Origin of the sequence: Gillisella vitis, assembly GCF_001541345.2 — a bacterium.
Lineage (GTDB): Bacteria > Pseudomonadota > Alphaproteobacteria > Rhizobiales > Rhizobiaceae > Allorhizobium > Allorhizobium vitis.
The window spans coordinates 1,099,838-1,116,920 of the sequence record NZ_LMVL02000001.1 but is presented as its reverse complement, the minus strand read 5'-3'; the positions used below and the strand labels follow the sequence as shown (position 1 = coordinate 1,116,920).

Genomic DNA, 17,083 nt, shown 5'->3' with positions numbered 1-17,083 from the left:
CGCCAGACCATGACCGAGGCCGCCACACAGACGACCATTCTTTCCGCACCGGTTGCAGGCCGGACGGAAACCCGTCACCTGCGCGTCGGCTTCATTCCGCTAGTCGATGCCTCGGTGCTGATTGCAGCCGTTGAATTCGGCTTTGCGGCGCGCCATGGCCTGACGCTGGAGCTGGTCAAGGACGTGTCCTGGGCCAATCTCCGTGACAGGCTGGCCTTCCAGCAATTCGATGTCGCCCATATGCTATCGCCGATGCCGGTCGCCTCCATGCTCGGCCTCGGCTCCAACCCCTCCCCGACCATTACTGCGTTTTCGCTGGGACAGGGTGGCAATGCGATCACTCTGTCGATCCGGCTGTTTCAGCGGATGGAAGAAACCGGCTTGGTTGCAGCGCAGGCCAGTGCGCTGGACAATGTCCGGGCGCTGGCCCGTGTACTGGAGATCATGCGCGAACGCGGTGAGCCAATGCCGACCTTGGGCATGACCTATCCGTTTTCCTCGCATAATTACGAATTTCGTTATTGGCTGGCCGCTGGGGGCATCGATCCAGACCGCGACGTGAAGCTGGTCGTGGTGCCACCGCCGCTCACCTCCGATGCCTTGGCCGCAGGCGCCATAGACGGCTTTTGCGTCGGCGCGCCCTGGAACATGGTGGCGTCAGAGCGCGGCGTTGGCCGGATCGTTGCTGCCAAGCAGGATATCTGGCCATCGGCCCCTGAAAAAGTGCTGGGCATGCGCCCGGATTGGGCGGCGGAAAACCAGGAGACTGTTAACAGGCTGATCACGGCTCTCGATGAGGCCGCCCGTTGGTGCGACGCGCCCGACAACCGCGATGCGCTGGCCGAAATGCTCTCCGCACCGCGCTATATCGGCGCGCCAGGCGACATCATCCGCCATGTGCTGGGTGGCGTCTTCCATCTGGATGCAAAAGGCAATCGCCGGGTCATCGACCACTATTTCCGCTTCCATGCTGAGCACGCCAACTACCCCCGTCCAAGCCAGGCCTTGTGGATCTATAGCCAGATGATCCGCTGGGGACAAACACGCTACGACGAAGCCGATGTGGAAAAAGCAGCCAGCGCGTTTCGCCCGGATATCTACCGCGCCGCCCTTGCCCTGCCCGATCAGTTGGCACTAGACGATTTGCGGGTAGAAGGACTGCGCGAGGGCGACCGTTTCATTGATGGTTTCGTCTTCGATCCCGCCAAACTTGCCTCCTATCCAAAGCAGTTTCCGGTGCATGCCAATCTTGCAACATCTGCGAGACCAGACGAAATTTGAACGGATTTCGGGCAGTTTTTTCGCCACGTAAATAAGCACTGCGCAATAATTAGACGAGAACCTCGGCTGATTTTCAACCGGCCTCCATGCACATTCCGTCGATACGAAAAAATCCATTCTTTTCGATAGAATTTTTACCTCTTTAATTTCATAGACTTAATTTCTTAAACCGTATCTCAGCCTAGGCAATTCCGCCCTTTTCGTCAGAATTTTACAAAACTGGCACAGGCTTTGCTTCTAAATATTTGCGTGGTCAACGGCGACCGACGCGAAATAGCGCAGACACTGCGCTTTCCCTGAGACATCGACGTCGCAAGGTTTTTGAGCGGACACCTCCCGGTCCGCGCAGGAATCTTCGCGGCGTTTTTTGCGTTTTGCCCTTTTGCCCGCCCGACAGGAGCCAGTCATGACCCGCATCGCCCATCACGCTATCAATCGCCGTTCCATTCTCAAGGCAACAGGTGCGGCCGCCACACTTGCTGCCGCCCGTATCCTTTTGCCATCCGGGGCGCTGGCGGCCACCGCCACACCGGAAGTCAGTGGTGCCAAGCTTGGCTTCATCGCTCTGACGGATGCCGCCCCTCTGATCATCGCGCAGGAAAAAGGCCTGTTTGCCAAATATGGCATGACCGATGTGGAAGTGTCGAAGCAGGCATCCTGGGGTGCTACCCGCGACAACCTTGTGCTGGGCGGCGCATCCAATGGCATTGACGGCGCGCATATCCTCACCCCAATGCCCTACCTGATGCAAACCGGCAAAGTCACGCAGAATAGCGTGCCCGTGGCCATGTCGATCCTTGCGCGCCTCAATCTCGACAGCCAGGGCATTTCGGTGGCGAAGGAGTATGCAGAAACCGGCGTCGCCCTTGACGCCGCGAAACTGAAGGACGCCTTTGCCGCCAAGAAAGCCAAGACCGGCGAAGTCAAGGTGGCGATGACCTTTCCGGGTGGCACCCATGATCTATGGATTCGCTACTGGCTTGCCGCTGGCGGCATCAATCCCGACAAGGACGTCTCGACCATCGTCGTGCCGCCCCCGCAAATGGTCGCCAATATGAAAGTCGGCTCCATGGACGCCTTCTGCGTCGGGGAACCCTGGAACGAGCAACTCGTCAACCAGGGCATCGGCTTTACCGCCTGCACCACCGGCGAGCTTTGGAAGGGCCATCCGGAAAAAGCCTTCTCGATGCGCACCGAATGGGTGGAAAAGAACCCCAATGCCACCAAGGCGCTGATGATGGCGATCATGGAAGCGCAGATGTGGTGCGATAGCATGGAGAACAAGGCCGAAATGGCCGATATTCTCGGCAAGCGCCAATGGTTCAACGTGCCGCCCAAGGATGTGCTTGGCCGCCTGAAGGGCAATATCAATTACGGCAATGGCCGCGTGGTGGAAAACACCGGCTTGCAGATGAAATTCTGGCAGGACCATGCCTCCTACCCATTCAAGAGCCACGACCTGTGGTTCCTCACCGAAAATATCCGCTGGGGCAAGTTTGCCGCCGATCTCGACATGAAAGCACTGGTGGACAAGGTCAACCGGGAAGACATCTGGCGCGCCGCCGCCAAGGATCTGTCGGTGGCCAGCGCCGATATTCCGGCATCGACCTCGCGCGGCAAAGAGACCTTCTTCGACGGCAAGGTCTTCGACCCCGAAAACCCCAAGGCCTATCTCGACAGCCTGACCATCAAGGCTACGGCGTGACCACGCGCAACAGGAGAAAGCTCATGTCCGCAACTCTTCGCAAAGCAGAACCCGCAGCCCTTTCTGCTCCACAATCGGTTGGCACTGTTGTCACCATGGCCCGCCGTCCCACCCGCAGGTTCAACAGTCAGCGCATCGGCGCAACTATGCTGCGCAATGTCGTGCCACCCTTCGTCGTTCTCGCCATCCTGCTGGGTATCTGGCAGATCGCCTGTTCCCATGCAGGCGCGACCTTGCCGCCGCCAAGCCAGGTCTGGGAAGAAGCCCATGACCTGATCACGGCTCCGTTCTTCAACAATGGGCCGCAGGATATCGGTCTTGGCCTGCGCGTTCTGGTGTCCCTGGAGCGGGTGGCAATCGGCTTCGGCCTGGCGGCGATTGTCGGCGTCTTTCTCGGTGCGGTGGTCGGCCAGAGTATCTGGGCCATGCGCGGCCTTGACCCGATCTTCCAGATCTTGCGCACCGTGCCGCCGCTTGCCTGGTTGCCGCTATCGCTGGCGGCCTTCCAGAATTCCAACCCGTCAGCGATTTTCGTGATCTTCATCACGTCGATCTGGCCGGTCATCATCAACACCGCCGTCGGCGTGCGCAATATTCCCGACGATTACCGCAATGTTGCCCGGGTGCTGCGGTTGAACCCGCTGGAATTCTTCATCCGCATCATGGTGCCTGCCGCCGCCCCTTACATCTTTACCGGGCTTCGCATCGGCGTCGGCCTGTCGTGGCTGGCCATTGTTGCCGCTGAAATGCTGACCGGCGGCGTCGGCATCGGCTTCTTCATCTGGGATGCGTGGAACTCCTCGCGGCTCTCCGACATCATCGTGGCGCTTGCCTATATCGGCGTAACCGGCTTTGTCCTCGACAAGCTCGTCGCTCTCCTTGGCAGTGTCATCACCCGTGGCACCGCGAAGAACTAGAGGGAAACCGTTATGAGCGCCTATCTCAAAATCGACCATATTGACAAAAGCTTCGAACGATCAGGCACAAAGACCGATGTCTTGAAGGATGTTTCCCTGTCCATCGACAAGGGCGAGTTCGTCTCGATCATCGGCCATTCCGGCTGCGGCAAGTCCACGTTGCTGAACCTGATTGCCGGACTGACCCGCGTGACCGCAGGCGCGATCCTGCTGGAAAACACTGAGGTCAACGCACCAGGACCGGAACGGGCCGTGGTATTTCAAAACCATTCGTTGCTGCCGTGGCTGACGGTGTATGAAAACGTCAATCTCGCCGTCTCCAAGGTGTTTGCAGGCCGCAAGACCAAGGCCGAAAAGCATGACTGGGTGATGCGCAATCTCGACCTCGTGCAGATGGGTCATGCAAAAGACAAGCGTCCCGCGGAGATTTCCGGCGGTATGAAACAGCGGGTTGGCATTGCCCGGGCGCTGGCCATGGAGCCGAAAATCCTGCTGCTGGACGAGCCGTTCGGGGCATTGGACGCGCTGACCCGTGCCCATTTGCAGGACGCCGTGATGGAAATCCATGCACGCCTCGGCAATACGATGATCATGATTACCCACGACGTCGATGAGGCCGTGCTGCTTTCAGATCGGATCGTGATGATGACCAACGGTCCCGCCGCAAAGATCGGTGAAGTGTTGGATGTACCAATCCCGCGCGTCCGTGACCGCATCGCATTGGCCGGAGACCGGACCTATCTCAAATCCCGCGAAGCCGTGTTGAAGTTCCTTTACGAACGTCACCGCTTCGTCGAAGCCGCGGAGTAAACACTATGGCGGAAAAACTGGTTATTATCGGCAATGGCATGGCGCCGGGCCGGATGCTGGAAGAGCTGTTCGAAAAAGCGCCGGGCCTTTATGACGTCACCGTTTTCAATGCCGAGCCGCGCGTCAATTACGACCGCATCATGCTCTCGCCGGTGCTGTCGGGCGAAAAAGCCTATGAAGACATCATCATCCATAACGATCAATGGTATGAAACCCATGGCGTGACCCTACATCGCGGCGCGAAAGTCTCCGGCATCGACCGGCAGGCAAAAACCGTGACTTCGGAAAACGGCATTACCGCCGCCTATGACAAGCTGGTGATCGCCACCGGCTCCCTGCCCTTCATCATTCCGGCCCCCGGCCATCAATTGCCCGGCGTGCTCGCCTACCGCGATCTCGATGATGTCGAAAAAATGCTGGAGATCAGCAAGGGCCAAGGCCGGGCGATCATCATCGGTGCTGGGCTGCTGGGGTTGGAAGCCGCCTACGGCTTGAAGCGCCAGGGCATGGAGGTCACCGTCATTCACTTGATGCCGACCATCATGGAGCGCCAGCTCGACCCCGCTGCCGCCTATCTTCTGGAAAAGGCGCTTTCCGAACGGGGCATCGAGATCATCACCAAGGCCAATACCAAGGCGATCCTCGGCACAAACAAGGTCGAAGGCGTTGAGCTTGAAGACGGCCGGGTGATTGCAGGCGACATGGTGGTGATGGCGGTCGGTATCCGTCCGGCCTCGCAGCTGGCCAAGGAGGCCGGGCTTGCCGTCAATCGCGGCATCGTTGTCGATGACGGCATGCAGACATCGGACGCTTCGATCTTTGCGCTTGGCGAATGTGCCGAGCATCGCGGCATGTGCTACGGCCTGGTCGCGCCGCTCTATGAAAGTGCCCGGGTGCTGGCCGACCGGCTGACCGGCGGTCATGCCGAATATCACGGCTCCGTCGTCAATACCAAGCTCAAGGTCACCGGCATCAACCTGTTTTCCGCCGGGGATTTTGCAGAAGCCCCGGACCGCGAAGAAATCGTGCTGCGCGATGCCTCATCCGGCATCTACAAACGACTGGTGCTGAAGGATAACCGCATTATCGGCGCCGTGCTTTACGGCGAAACCGGTGATGGTTCGTGGTTCTTCGATCTGATGAAGCGCGGCACAGATATTTCGCAGATGCGCGACACGCTTATTTTCGGCCAGTCCTATCAGGGGGGCACACCGCTGGACCCTATGGCGGCCGTTGCAGCCTTGCCGGATGATGCGGAAATCTGCGGCTGCAACGGCGTCTGCAAGGGCAAGATCGTCTCGACCATCACCGGCAAAGGCCTGACCTCGCTGGATGAGGTGCGCGCCCATACGAAAGCCTCCGCCTCCTGCGGCAATTGCACCGGCCTTGTCGAGCAGGTCATGGCGCTGACGCTGGGTGATGCTTATAACCCCAAGGCCGTCACGCCAATCTGCGCCTGCACCGACCTTGGTCATGACGACGTGCGCAGGCTGATCAAGGCCAAATGGCTGAAGACCATCCCCGCCGTCATGCAGGAACTGGAATGGAAAAGCTCCTGCGGCTGCGCCAAATGCCGCCCGGCGCTCAACTATTACCTCGTCTGCGATTGGCCGGACGAATATGCCGATGACTACCAGTCGCGGTTCATCAATGAGCGCGTCCACGCCAATATCCAGAAGGACGGCACCTATTCCGTCGTGCCGCGCATGTGGGGCGGCGTCACCAATGCTGCCGAACTCAGGGCCATTGCCGATGTGGTCGATAAGTTCGACATCCCCATGGTTAAGGTCACCGGCGGCCAGCGCATCGACCTGCTCGGCATCGAAAAGGAAGATCTACCCGCCGTCTGGGCCGATCTCGGCAAGGCAGGCTTCGTCTCCGGCCAGGCCTATGCCAAGGGTCTGCGCACGGTAAAGACCTGTGTCGGCTCCGACTGGTGCCGGTTCGGCACGCAGGATTCCACCGGGTTTGGCATCAAGCTTGAAAAGTTCATGTGGGGCTCCTGGACGCCCGCCAAGTTAAAACTGGCCGTTTCCGGCTGTCCACGCAACTGCGCCGAGGCAACCTGCAAGGATATCGGCGTCATCTGCGTCGATTCAGGCTACGAGATCCATTTTGCCGGTGCCGCCGGTCTCGACATCAAGGGTACCGATGTTCTTGGCCTCGTCAAAACCGAGGAAGAGGCCCTGGAGCATATCGTTGCGCTGACCCAGATGTACCGCGAACAGGGCCGCTATCTGGAGCGGATCTACAAATGGGCAAAACGCATTGGCCATGACGAGGTGCGCCGCCAGATCATGGGAGATGAAACCAAGCGCAAGGCCTATTTCGACCGCTTCGTTTTCAGCCAAAAATTCGCCCAGGTCGATCCCTGGTCGGAGCGCGTCTCCGGCAAGGACAAGCATGAGTTCAAGCCGATGGCGACCATCGGTTACACCCAGGCAGCGGAGTGAGATCATGGATCAGAACTGGACCTTTATCGGCCATATCGACGACATTCCGCTGCGTGGCGCGCGCTGCGTAAAAACCCCGCAAGGCAAGATCGCAGTGTTTCGCACCGCCGAAAACGAGGTCTTCGCCATCGAGGACCATTGCCCGCACAAGGGTGGCCCACTCAGCCAAGGCATCGTCCATGGCAAGGCGGTCACCTGCCCGCTGCACAATTGGGTGATTTCGCTGGAAAGCGGCAAGGCGCTGGGTGCCGACGAGGGGGCCGTGCGCACGATTGCGGTGCGCAATACCGACGGCGCGCTCTCCATTGCCATGGAAAGCCTGTTGCAGGCAGCGGAGTGAGCATCATGTCCGGCGAGACGAAAACCACCTGTCCCTATTGCGGCGTCGGCTGCGGCGTGATTGCCAAGGTCGAGGACACCAAAGCCGAGGACACTGGTGCCGTCAGCATCAAGGGTGACCCGGATCATCCGGCCAATTTCGGCCGGCTCTGTTCCAAGGGTTCTGCGCTGGGTGAAACGCTGGATCTGGATGGCAGGGCGCTTCATCCGACCGTTTACGGCGAACGCCAGAGTTGGGATATGGCGCTTGATCTCGTTGCCGAGAGGTTTTCCCGCAGCATAGCCGAGCATGGGCCGGATTCGGTCGCCTTCTATCTCTCCGGCCAATTGCTGACCGAGGATTATTACGTCGCCAACAAGCTGATGAAAGGTTTTATCGGCTCAGCCAATATCGATACCAATTCCCGTCTCTGCATGGCCTCTTCGGTCGCGGGCCATAAGCGGGCCTTCGGCTCCGATACCGTTCCCGGCACGTACCGCGACCTGGAACTGGCCGATCTCGTCGTGCTGGTTGGCTCCAATATGGGCTGGTGCCACCCGGTGCTTTATCAGCGGATTGCTGCGGAAAAGGCCAAGCGCCCCGGCTTGAAAGTGGTGGTCATCGATCCGCGCCGGACTGCAACCTCAGACATTGCCGATCTGCATCTATCGATCCGCCCGGATGGCGATGTAGCGCTGTTCAACGGTTTACTGGCGCATCTGGTCGAAAACGGCAGCATCGACCAATCCTATATTGCCGCCCATACGAATGGCTTTGCGGACGCGTTTGCCGCCGCTGCCGGTCAATCGCTTAGCGATCTGATGGAGAAAACCGGCCTGCCTGCCATGCAGTTGCGGCAGTTTTTCCAGCTGTTTGCGGCGACGGAAAAAACCGTCACCTGCTATAGCCAGGGCGTCAACCAGTCCTCGCTTGGAACGGACAAAGTCAATGCGATCATCAATTGCCATCTGGCCACGGGCCGGATCGGCAGACCCGGCATGGGACCGTTTTCGCTGACCGGCCAGCCGAATGCCATGGGCGGACGCGAGGTCGGGGGCCTCGCCAACATGCTGGCCGCCCATATGGAGCTGGGCAATCCTACGGATCGGGATCGCGTGCAGCGGTTCTGGGCCGCGCCCACCATAGCCGACAAACCCGGCCTGAAAGCCGTGGAAATGTTCCAGGCGGTGGCCGATGGCAAGATCAAGGCGCTATGGATCATGTCCACCAATCCCGTGGTCTCCATGCCCGATGCCGATGCCGTCAGAACGGCGATTGCCGCCTGCCCCTTCGTTGTCGTTTCTGACATGCAGGCCGATACCGATACGGCAAAGCTGGCGCATGTGCTGCTGCCTGCGGCGGGCTGGGGCGAAAAATCCGGCACCGTCACCAATTCGGAACGGCGGATTTCCCGCCAGCGAGCCTTCAAGCCAGCCCCCGGCGAGGCCAGGGCAGACTGGTGGCAGATGGCGGAGGTTGGCCGCCGGATGGGCTTTGACAGCGCCTTTGCCTATCAGTCACCCGCCGACATCTTTGCCGAACATGCCGCCCTATCGGCTTTTGAAAACAACGGCACCCGCGATTTCGATATCGGCGCTTATGGTGCGATCACTGATGCAGACTATCAGACGCTTGCCCCCTTCCAATGGCCACAGAGACAGGGCGAGCCTGCGGGGGAAAGCCGGTTTTTCGCCAATGGCGGCTTTTATCATCCCGATGGCAAAGCGCGCTTCATTACTTGCGAAGCCGCAATACAGGATAGGGCAAGCCAGGACTTTCCCCTCACCCTCAATACTGGACGGGTGCGCGACCAGTGGCATACGATGACGCGGACGGCAAAAAGTGCGAGGCTGTCGGCGCATCTGGCTGAACCCTTCGCGGAAATCCACCCGCTGGACGCCGCCAATCTCGGCATTGCCGATGCGGCCTTGGTGGAGATTTCCAGCAAGACCGGCAGCCGGGTGATTGTTCGTGCGCTTTTGACCAGCCGCCAAAGCCGTGGCGCCATTTTCGTGCCGATGCACTGGACCGGCGAAACCGCCTCATTGGCCCGTGTCGATAGCCTCGTACCCTCCCTGGTAGACCCGATTTCGGGTCAGCCAGCGCTGAAACATGTCGCCATTGCGGCAAAACCCTATGCGGCAAAGGCCTATGGTTTTGCCGTATCGGCTGATAAGCCGCAGGCGCTTGATGCATCCTATTGGGCTTTGGCCAAGGCCGAGTATGGCTGGCGGCTGGAACTGGCCTTTGAGCATGGCTGCGATTGGGAAAACTGGGCGAGAACGACGCTTGCCGTACCCGTCACCGCAGAGATGATCAGCTATAGCGACAATGCCAGTGGCGATGTCCGTTTGGCGTTTTTCGACGCAGGCAGGCTTTGCGCCGCGCTGTTCATGGCAAGCCAACCGGTTGCGGTATCACGCAATTGGGCCAGCGCCCGGCTTGACGACGACTTCAGCGATCGCCACGCCCGACTGGCGCTGATTGCCGGACGGCCAGGCGCGGGCCAGATCGATCCGGGTGCGATTGTCTGTTCGTGTTTCTCGGTCGGAATCAACCAGATCACCACTGCCGTTAGAGGTGGCTGCTGCACGGTCGAAGCCGTCGGCCAGAGCCTGTCCGCTGGAACCAATTGCGGCTCCTGCCGCGCCGAAATCAGGAGGATTATCGATGCCGTTCAAATCCTTGCCGCAGAATAATTCTCGCCACCCGGAACGGGTCGCGCCACTTTCCAAACTGCCGGTGTTTTGGGCGCTGGAGGGCAAGCGCGTGATCGTCGCCGGTGGTTCGGATGGTGCCGCCTGGAAGGCGGAATTGCTGGCCGCCTGTGGCGCTGATGTAGAGGTGTTCTGCGCAGAAGACGAATTGTCCGATACCTTCCGCACACTCCTTGAAGAGCAAGACCGCATGGTCCTTCGTCCCCATTGCTGGCATATCGGCATTTTTGAAAACGCCACTTTGGCGCTTGCCGATTGCGAGACGGAGGACGAGGCCAAGGCGTTCTATTGCGCGGCGAAAGCGGCGGGCGTGCCGGTCAATGTCATCGACAAGCCTGCCTATTGCCAATTCCAGTTCGGCTCCATCGTCAATCGCTCGCCGGTCGTGGTAGCGATTTCCACCGATGGCGCAGCACCAATCCTCGGGCAGGCAATCCGGCGGCGGATAGAGACCCTGCTGCCGCCAGCGCTCAAACCATGGGCGGAATTGGCGCAAGCGATCCGTGGCCGGATCAATGAAAAGCTGGCGCCCGGCGCACCGCGACGCACATTCTGGGAGCGGTTCGTGGACCGCGCCTTTGCCGGTAATGCACCGCCGCAGGACAATGAGGAGGATTTGCTGCTGAACGAGACCGCCAGGCTCGCAAACGCCCCGGCTCTTGGGCGCGTCACACTGGTCGGCGCGGGGCCAGGCGATGCGGAATTATTGACCTTGAAGGCCGTGCGGGCGCTGCAAGCCGCCGATGTCATCCTGTTTGACGATCTGGTCTCCCCTGACGTTCTCGAACTTGCCCGCCGTGAGGCCAAACGCATGCTGGTTGGCAAGCGTGGCGGGCGGGAAAGCTGCAAGCAAGACGATATCAACGAGATGATGGTGCGGTTTGCCAAGGCTGGAAAACGTGTGGTGCGGCTGAAATCCGGCGATCCGATGATTTTCGGACGGGCAGGCGAGGAAATCGCCCGGCTGGCGAATGAGGGTATTGCCGTGGATGTCGTACCCGGCATCACCTCGGCCAGCGCCATGGCGGCGACGCTTGGCATTTCACTCACCCACCGCGATCACGCTCAATCGCTGCGGCTGGTGACCGGCCATTCCCGACATGGCGACCTGCCGGACAGCCTCAACTGGCGCGATATGGCCGATCCATCCGTCACGACGATCTTCTATATGGGCGGTCGGATGGCGGGCCGTATTGCCGAAAACCTCATGGCGGCGGGCATGGCTTCCGACACGCAAGCGGTGGCGATGACCTCAATCAGCCGCGCGCAACAGACAAGCTGGCGTGGAACGGTCGGGAATCTCGCCGATGCGGTCGCCACACTTGGCATCAGCAACCCGATCCTCATCGGCGTCGGCGCGGCCTTCGCCCAGCCCGGCACAGCAGTGCCACGTGCTTTGTCCGAACAGGCAGAACAGCAATTGGCAGCTTCGTAAAAAGGCGTCTTCTTGGAAAAAACCTCCCAAAACGAAAAGCCTGCCGCGGGAGGAGGTGCGGCAGGCTTTTCGAAAAGAACCGAATGACGACTGGGAGGAGGAGTGCCGTCATTCCCACGGGCTGCTCTGGGAGGAGGAGAAGCTGGCCCGGTATATCGAAGCTTTGCGGGAGGAGGATGCATCGCTTCGATGAAAAGAGTTATACCTGATTTTCGCACATTTTCGAGGCAGTTTTTCGCACGTCAGCCATGCGCTATGCGCGTAGCGAATTGCTCATCTGTCCGTCAACGACCTCCCTCTTCAATCATAACTCCTATCAATGCCCACCCGCGCTGAGAATGGCTTGCGGATCACGATGCAGGGCAAAACGGTCCATCATATGGGCGCTGGCCACATTCAGCCCCTTCACATCCACCACAGCGCCCTTGGCGCGGAACTTGAGCACCACCTTGTCGAGAGCGCCGACGGCGGTAATGTCCCAGAAATGCGCCTGGATAACGTCGATGGTGATGGATTTCACATCGTCATCAAAGTCGAAGGCGGCGATAAAGGCTTCAGAGGACGCAAAGAAAATCTGCCCGTCCACGCGATACAGCCTCGAACCGTCGGCGTGATCTTCGGCTTTGACATGCACCATGCGCGCCACTTTCCCGGCAAAGAACACGCCCGACAGCAGCACGCCGACCAGCACGCCTTTCGACAGGTCATGGGTGGCGACAACAGTGATCACGGTTGCCAGCATGACCAGTGACGAGGATGGCGGGTTGGTGCGCAGGTCGATGATCGACCGCCAGGAAAATGTGCCGATCGACACCATGATCATGATCGCCACCAGCGCGGCCATCGGAACCACCCGCAGGATATCATCCAGCACCAGGAGCAGCACCAGAAGAAAGCTACCGGCCATGAAGGTCGAAAGACGCCCTCGCCCACCCGACGAGATATTGATCACCGATTGGCCGATCATCGCGCAGCCGCCCATGCCGCCGAACAGGCCGGAAGCGATATTGCTTGCGCCCTGGCCTATACATTCCTGGCTCTTGTTGCTTTGCGTATCCGTCATGTCATCGACGATCTGGGCCGTCAGCAGCGATTCCAGCAAGCCAACGGCGGCGAGCGCGATGGAATAAGGGAAAATGATCTGCAATGTCTCGAAGGTCAGCGGCACCTGTGGCCAGCCAAACAGTGGCAGGCTGGACGGCAATTCGCCGAGATCGCTGACGCTGCGGACATCCCACCCGAACCACCAGGTCGCAGCCGTCAGCACGGCGATAGCCACCAGCGGCGACGGCACCGCCTTGGTCAGACGCGGGAAGAGATAGATGATGGCAAGCGCGATACCGATCATCACGAAAGTCGATGGTGGGCGGCCAAGCAATTCCGGCAATTGCGCCATGAAAATCAGGATCGCCAGGGCATTGACGAAACCTGTCATCACCGAACGCGATACGAAACGCATCAACCGCCCGAGCTTGAGGAAGCCCGCCAGAATTTGCAACAGGCCCATCAACACGGTTGCAGCAAACAGATATTGAATGCCGTGATCCTTGACCAATCCACCGATCAAAACAGCGGTTGCGGCGGTGGCGGCGGAAATCATGCCGGGACGCCCACCACACACGGCGGATACGCAGGCGATGATAACCGAGGCAAACAGTCCGATCTTCGGATCGACCCCGGCAATCACCGAGAAGCCGATAGCTTCCGGAATAAGGGCAAGGGCCACGACCATGCCCGACAGGACATCGCCACGGATATTCGAGAACCAGTCTCGCTGGTAGCGTTCAATTTTTTTCATGGAGATTGTTTCGCAACGGGGAGGATTTTCCACAAACGCTCAGAGATGACCGAATAAACGGCTCAAAACGTTTCAGAAATGTCGTGCGTTGTCTGGCGGATCGGCGGCCAGAATAGCCACCCGGAATTTCACCGGGTCCGGGGTTAATGGCTTTCTATAGGCAGAAAACAGCTGTTTTGCAATCCCGTTCACGCCTTGGCCGGAAAGAAGCGGGGGTCAGAAGCCCGCGACCTTGCCCCAGGCGGAGTGAGCCAGCCGCTCGGGCAGATAGTCCGCCGGATCGACAATCGGTTCAGAACCGGTGATGATATCGGCAATCAAATGCCCTGCCCCTGGCCCGATGCCAAAACCGTGGCCACTGAACCCGGCTGCCAGAATAAAGCCCGGCAGGGATGGAACCTCGCCAATGGCGGGCACGCCATCCGGGGTGCTATCGATATAGCCAGCCCAACTGGCCGAAATCTTAGCGCCAGCCAAAGCAGGCAGCAATTCGCCGGCGCGGCGATAGGTTTCAGCGATCAGTTTACGATCTGGTATCGGGTCAAGAATACGGTTGCGTTCCATCGGCGTCACCTTATCCAGCGCCCATTTCGCCAGCGTCTCATGGCCATTGCGCAGACCTTCGATCGTACCCGGCTTCAGGCTTCTCCAGCGGCGCTGGAACATCGGCAGGAAGGCCTTGCCATAGCGGATCTGTTGGAGGGTCGGGTCAACGCTGGCCCGACCGCTGATCGCCAGCGCATAGCCGCCATCGCCCCGGCGGGTTACCGAAACGCGAGCGGTGTGCAAGGCGTCCGGTAGACCCTCGGCACCCGATCCACCAGAAAGCGGCGCGACAGAAAGAATGGATGATCGGATAGAGGCCTGCGGAAAGCGAATGTTCAGCTGATTGCAGAAGGAAGACGCCCAGGCGCCACCCGCCATCACCACCGTTCCCGTGCGGATCGTACCCTTTTCCGTCACCACGGCACTGACCCGGCCAGCCTCGGTTTCCAGCCCACGGGCCGCGCAATGCTGCATGACGGTTCCGCCAAATTTCATCACACCACGGGCAATGACGGGTGCAGCTCGCTCCGGGACCGCGATGCCATCGCTGGGCGAGAAGACACCGCCGAGCCAGGGCTTTCGCGTCGCGCTGCCTTTTTCGGCGGCTTCCTGGGCCGAAAGCATGTGGGTGGTGACGCCGACTGTCTTGGCGAAGTCACGCCATTTGGCCCAGGTGGCGATTTCCGCCTCGCTATTGCTCAGATAAAGCAGGCCGCAGCGGCGAAACCCGACATCCTCGCCAATCTCGCTGGCGAAACTGTCCCACAGATCGAGGCTTTTTGTCGCCATCGGCAATTCGCGGGCATCGCGGTTCTGCTGGCGGCACCAACCCCAATTCCGGCTGGACTGCTCTGCCCCGATCAACCCCTTTTCCAACAGCACGACTTTGACGCCGCGTTTGGCCAGGAAATAGGCAGTGCATGTGCCGACGATACCGCCGCCGATCACCACGACATCCGCCGCCTCTGGCAAAGTGGTGTGGGTCTCGATTCGCAACAGGGGTACACGCATGAAAAGCTCCTTGATTGCCGATCAGCATAAGCATTTCCATCAGTGAAAAGCACCGCGATTGCAGCAGATTCAGCATTTCCTTCCGTTTTTAGAAACGTAAACAACCCCTGCGCTGTATAAGGTTTTTCAAAGCCTTCCAGCGTGCTTTGCTGATGATGGCCGCTTGCACTTTGGCTTTTGAAGCATAATATGCTGGCACATAAGCATCAGGGGAACCGCATCGTGAAGCTCGACAGGATCGACATCAAGATTCTCTATGAACTGCAAAAGAACGGTCGGATCACCAATGTGGAACTGGCCGAACTGGTCAATCTGTCCCCCAGCCCCTGCCTGATGCGGGTGAAGAAGCTTCAGGCGGAAGGCTATATCGAAGGCTATTCCGCCCAGATCAATGTCAGCAAACTTGGCCAGACGCTGACGGTGTTTACCGAAATCACCCTGAAGAACCACAGACAGATCGATTTTGCCCGCTTTCTGGCCGCTGTCGAAAAAGTTGACCAGGTGATCGAATGTCACCTGGTCTCCGGCGGCTATGATTATATGCTGAAATTCGTCACATCAGGGATTGGCGAATATCAGTCAATCATGGAAAGGCTGACCGATATGGATATCGGCATCGACAAATATTTCAGCTTCGTGGTGCTGAAATCACCGATCGTCAAATCGCATATGCCTCTGACCAGCCTGTTTCCGATGTAGGCTTATTTAGCCGCAAACCACCGCTTCCACCGAGAGCGCCAGGCCAAGCAGAGCCTCGTCGGAGCGTGCAGGCCCGGAGACTTGCAGGCCAACAGGCATGTTGGCGTCACCCGTCCCGCATGGCAGCGAAACCGCGCACCAATCCAGGAAATTGCCGAGCATCGTGTTGCGCAATGTCTTGCCATTGGTGGCCACAAACAGGTCATCATCAGCGACAAGCTGTGCCGTCAGCGGCGCGACATGGGCGACGGTTGGCGTGAGGATGAATTCATCCGTTCCAATCTGGCCGGCAAATTCCGCAATCAATTGCTCACGGCGGTCGACAAGCTCGACATAGCTGACAAGGCTGATGTTTTCGCCCAGCCGCGCACGGGTTGCGACGCGCTGGTCCATGCGGGCCGCCTCCGGTCCATGCAGACGGTGGCGATGCAGCACATAGGCTTCCGCTGTCACCAGCGGGCCATGCTTGGCGAGAACATCGAGGATCTCCTGCATGATCGGGAAGGCTTGACGGCGCACCACGGCACCCGCCTGTTCCAAACGGCGGATCGCTGCCTCAAATGCTTGCACCACACCATCCTCGGCGCCATCGAAAAATACCGTTTCAGGCACCACGAAACGGCGTCCGGCCAAGGCGGCGCGGGTCACCTGCGGATGCGTCAATCCTCGCATGGCGGCATCCACCCAGACCGCATCCTGCACTGTTCGGCAGAGAGGACCAAGGGAATCGAGACTTTTGGAGAGCGGAAAGACGCCGCGCATGGAATAGCGGCCACGGGTCGCCTTGTAGCCGACAATGCCATTGAAGGCAGAGGGAATGCGGACAGACCCACCTGTATCCGTGCCGATCGACACCGGCACCAGCCCGGCCGCCACGGCAACACCAGAACCGGAGGACGATCCGCCGGGAACCCGTGCTTCACCAATGCCATGCGGATTGCGCGGTGTGCCGTAATGCGGATTGATCCCAAGGCCGGAAAAAGCAAATTCGCTCATATTGACCTGGCCGATGGACACCATTCCAGCACTTGCAAGTGCCTGAACCACATCCGCATCGCGCGATGCCGGTGGCTGATCGTCCAGCACCACGGAGCCTGCGGTGGTGGTTATTCCCTTGAGATCGAAGAGATCCTTCCAGGCAATCGGTATCCCGTCCAGAGGGCCGAGCGAGCAACCGGCCCGGATGCGCAATGCCGAAGCCTGAGCCTCCTGCATCGCCCGCTCTGGCGTTAGTCGGGTGAAGATCGTCTGATCGGCGTGATCCCGGATGGCTGCCAACGTTTGATGGGCCAGATCCTGCGGATCGAGCGCGCCGGACTGGATCAACACCGCAAGCTGGGCAATGCTTTTGCCTGATAGGTTTGGGATCATCGGTTGCTCCTTCAATACAAT

12 protein-coding genes and 1 other annotated feature are annotated in these 17,083 nt (G+C 59.4%); of the genes, 9 read left to right on the top strand and 3 right to left on the bottom strand.

The window, feature by feature from the left end:
* Window positions 1–9 precede the first annotated feature (9 nt).
* The 8 genes from ASB66_RS04695 to cysG all read left to right on the top strand — a co-directional run bounded on the left by ASB66_RS04695 (window position 10) and on the right by cysG (window position 11,637).
* Entirely contained in the window at window positions 10–1,281 is a 1,272-nt protein-coding gene (locus ASB66_RS04695) for a CmpA/NrtA family ABC transporter substrate-binding protein (RefSeq protein WP_060717142.1), read from the top strand.
* Window positions 1,282–1,687: 406 nt separating this feature from the next.
* Window positions 1,688–2,986 (top strand): CmpA/NrtA family ABC transporter substrate-binding protein, encoded by a 1,299-nt coding sequence (locus tag ASB66_RS04690; protein WP_060717141.1) that lies wholly within the window; start codon window positions 1,688–1,690, stop codon window positions 2,984–2,986.
* 23 nt (window positions 2,987–3,009) lie between these two features.
* The gene (ntrB, locus tag ASB66_RS04685) at window positions 3,010–3,903 is read left to right on the top strand and encodes a nitrate ABC transporter permease (protein WP_060717140.1); all 894 of its coding nucleotides are present in this window, start codon (window positions 3,010–3,012) and stop codon (window positions 3,901–3,903) included.
* 12 nt (window positions 3,904–3,915) lie between these two features.
* Window positions 3,916–4,713 (top strand): ABC transporter ATP-binding protein, encoded by a 798-nt coding sequence (locus ASB66_RS04680; protein WP_060717139.1) that lies wholly within the window; start codon window positions 3,916–3,918, stop codon window positions 4,711–4,713.
* Between the two features lie 5 nt (window positions 4,714–4,718).
* Window positions 4,719–7,166, top strand: a complete 2,448-nt coding sequence (gene nirB / locus ASB66_RS04675; RefSeq protein ID WP_060717138.1) for a nitrite reductase large subunit NirB — start codon at window positions 4,719–4,721, stop codon at window positions 7,164–7,166.
* 4 nt (window positions 7,167–7,170) lie between these two features.
* Window positions 7,171–7,506 carry a nitrite reductase small subunit NirD gene (gene nirD, locus ASB66_RS04670; protein ID WP_060717137.1) on the top strand — a complete coding sequence of 112 codons (336 nt, stop codon included), beginning with the start codon at window positions 7,171–7,173 and terminating at the stop codon, window positions 7,504–7,506.
* Window positions 7,507–7,511: 5 nt separating this feature from the next.
* Window positions 7,512–10,184 (top strand): nitrate reductase, encoded by a 2,673-nt coding sequence (locus tag ASB66_RS04665; protein WP_060717166.1) that lies wholly within the window; start codon window positions 7,512–7,514, stop codon window positions 10,182–10,184.
* A complete protein-coding gene (gene cysG / locus ASB66_RS04660; RefSeq protein ID WP_060717136.1) occupies window positions 10,156–11,637 on the top strand; it encodes a siroheme synthase CysG in 1,482 nt (493 codons plus the stop codon). The genes ASB66_RS04665 and cysG overlap by 29 nt, the downstream gene beginning before the upstream one ends.
* Window positions 11,638–11,953: 316 nt before the next feature.
* Here the strand turns inward: cysG and ASB66_RS04650 are convergent, their stop codons facing one another.
* Complete coding sequence (locus ASB66_RS04650; protein WP_060717135.1) at window positions 11,954–13,435, bottom strand: SulP family inorganic anion transporter; 1,482 nt, start codon at window positions 13,433–13,435, stop codon at window positions 11,954–11,956.
* A gap of 86 nt (window positions 13,436–13,521) precedes the next feature.
* Window positions 13,522–13,577, bottom strand: a sequence feature (sul1 is cis-regulatory element that is thought to sense ions involved in sulfur or methionine metabolism; They are found in Alphaproteobacteria).
* A 74-nt stretch (window positions 13,578–13,651) separates the two neighbouring features.
* Window positions 13,652–14,992: an NAD(P)/FAD-dependent oxidoreductase gene (locus ASB66_RS04645; protein ID WP_060717134.1), complete on the bottom strand. Its 1,341-nt coding sequence runs from the start codon at window positions 14,990–14,992 to the stop codon at window positions 13,652–13,654.
* 222 nt (window positions 14,993–15,214) lie between these two features.
* On the opposite strand from ASB66_RS04645, the gene ASB66_RS04640 reads away from it, so the two are divergent.
* Entirely contained in the window at window positions 15,215–15,691 is a 477-nt protein-coding gene (locus tag ASB66_RS04640; protein ID WP_060717165.1) for an Lrp/AsnC family transcriptional regulator, read from the top strand.
* Between the two features lie 6 nt (window positions 15,692–15,697).
* Here the strand turns inward: ASB66_RS04640 and ASB66_RS04635 are convergent, their stop codons facing one another.
* Window positions 15,698–17,062: an amidase gene (locus ASB66_RS04635; protein WP_060717133.1), complete on the bottom strand. Its 1,365-nt coding sequence runs from the start codon at window positions 17,060–17,062 to the stop codon at window positions 15,698–15,700.
* Window positions 17,063–17,083 lie beyond the last annotated feature (21 nt).

Bases quoted from the DNA above. Each gene is read 5' to 3' on its own strand.
- ASB66_RS04635 (WP_060717133.1), bottom strand. From the start codon at position 17,062: ATGATCCCAAACCTATCAGGCAAAAGCATTGCCCAGCTTGCGGTGTTG.
- ntrB (WP_060717140.1), top strand. From the start codon at position 3,010: ATGTCCGCAACTCTTCGCAAAGCAGAACCCGCAGCCCTTTCTGCTCCA.
- ASB66_RS04695 (WP_060717142.1), top strand. From the start codon at position 10: ATGACCGAGGCCGCCACACAGACGACCATTCTTTCCGCACCGGTTGCA.
- ASB66_RS04645 (WP_060717134.1), bottom strand. From the start codon at position 14,992: ATGCGTGTACCCCTGTTGCGAATCGAGACCCACACCACTTTGCCAGAG.
- ASB66_RS04690 (WP_060717141.1), top strand. From the start codon at position 1,688: ATGACCCGCATCGCCCATCACGCTATCAATCGCCGTTCCATTCTCAAG.
- cysG (WP_060717136.1), top strand. From the start codon at position 10,156: ATGCCGTTCAAATCCTTGCCGCAGAATAATTCTCGCCACCCGGAACGG.
- ASB66_RS04665 (WP_060717166.1), top strand. From the start codon at position 7,512: ATGTCCGGCGAGACGAAAACCACCTGTCCCTATTGCGGCGTCGGCTGC.
- nirD (WP_060717137.1), top strand. From the start codon at position 7,171: ATGGATCAGAACTGGACCTTTATCGGCCATATCGACGACATTCCGCTG.
- ASB66_RS04680 (WP_060717139.1), top strand. From the start codon at position 3,916: ATGAGCGCCTATCTCAAAATCGACCATATTGACAAAAGCTTCGAACGA.
- nirB (WP_060717138.1), top strand. From the start codon at position 4,719: ATGGCGGAAAAACTGGTTATTATCGGCAATGGCATGGCGCCGGGCCGG.
- ASB66_RS04650 (WP_060717135.1), bottom strand. From the start codon at position 13,435: ATGAAAAAAATTGAACGCTACCAGCGAGACTGGTTCTCGAATATCCGT.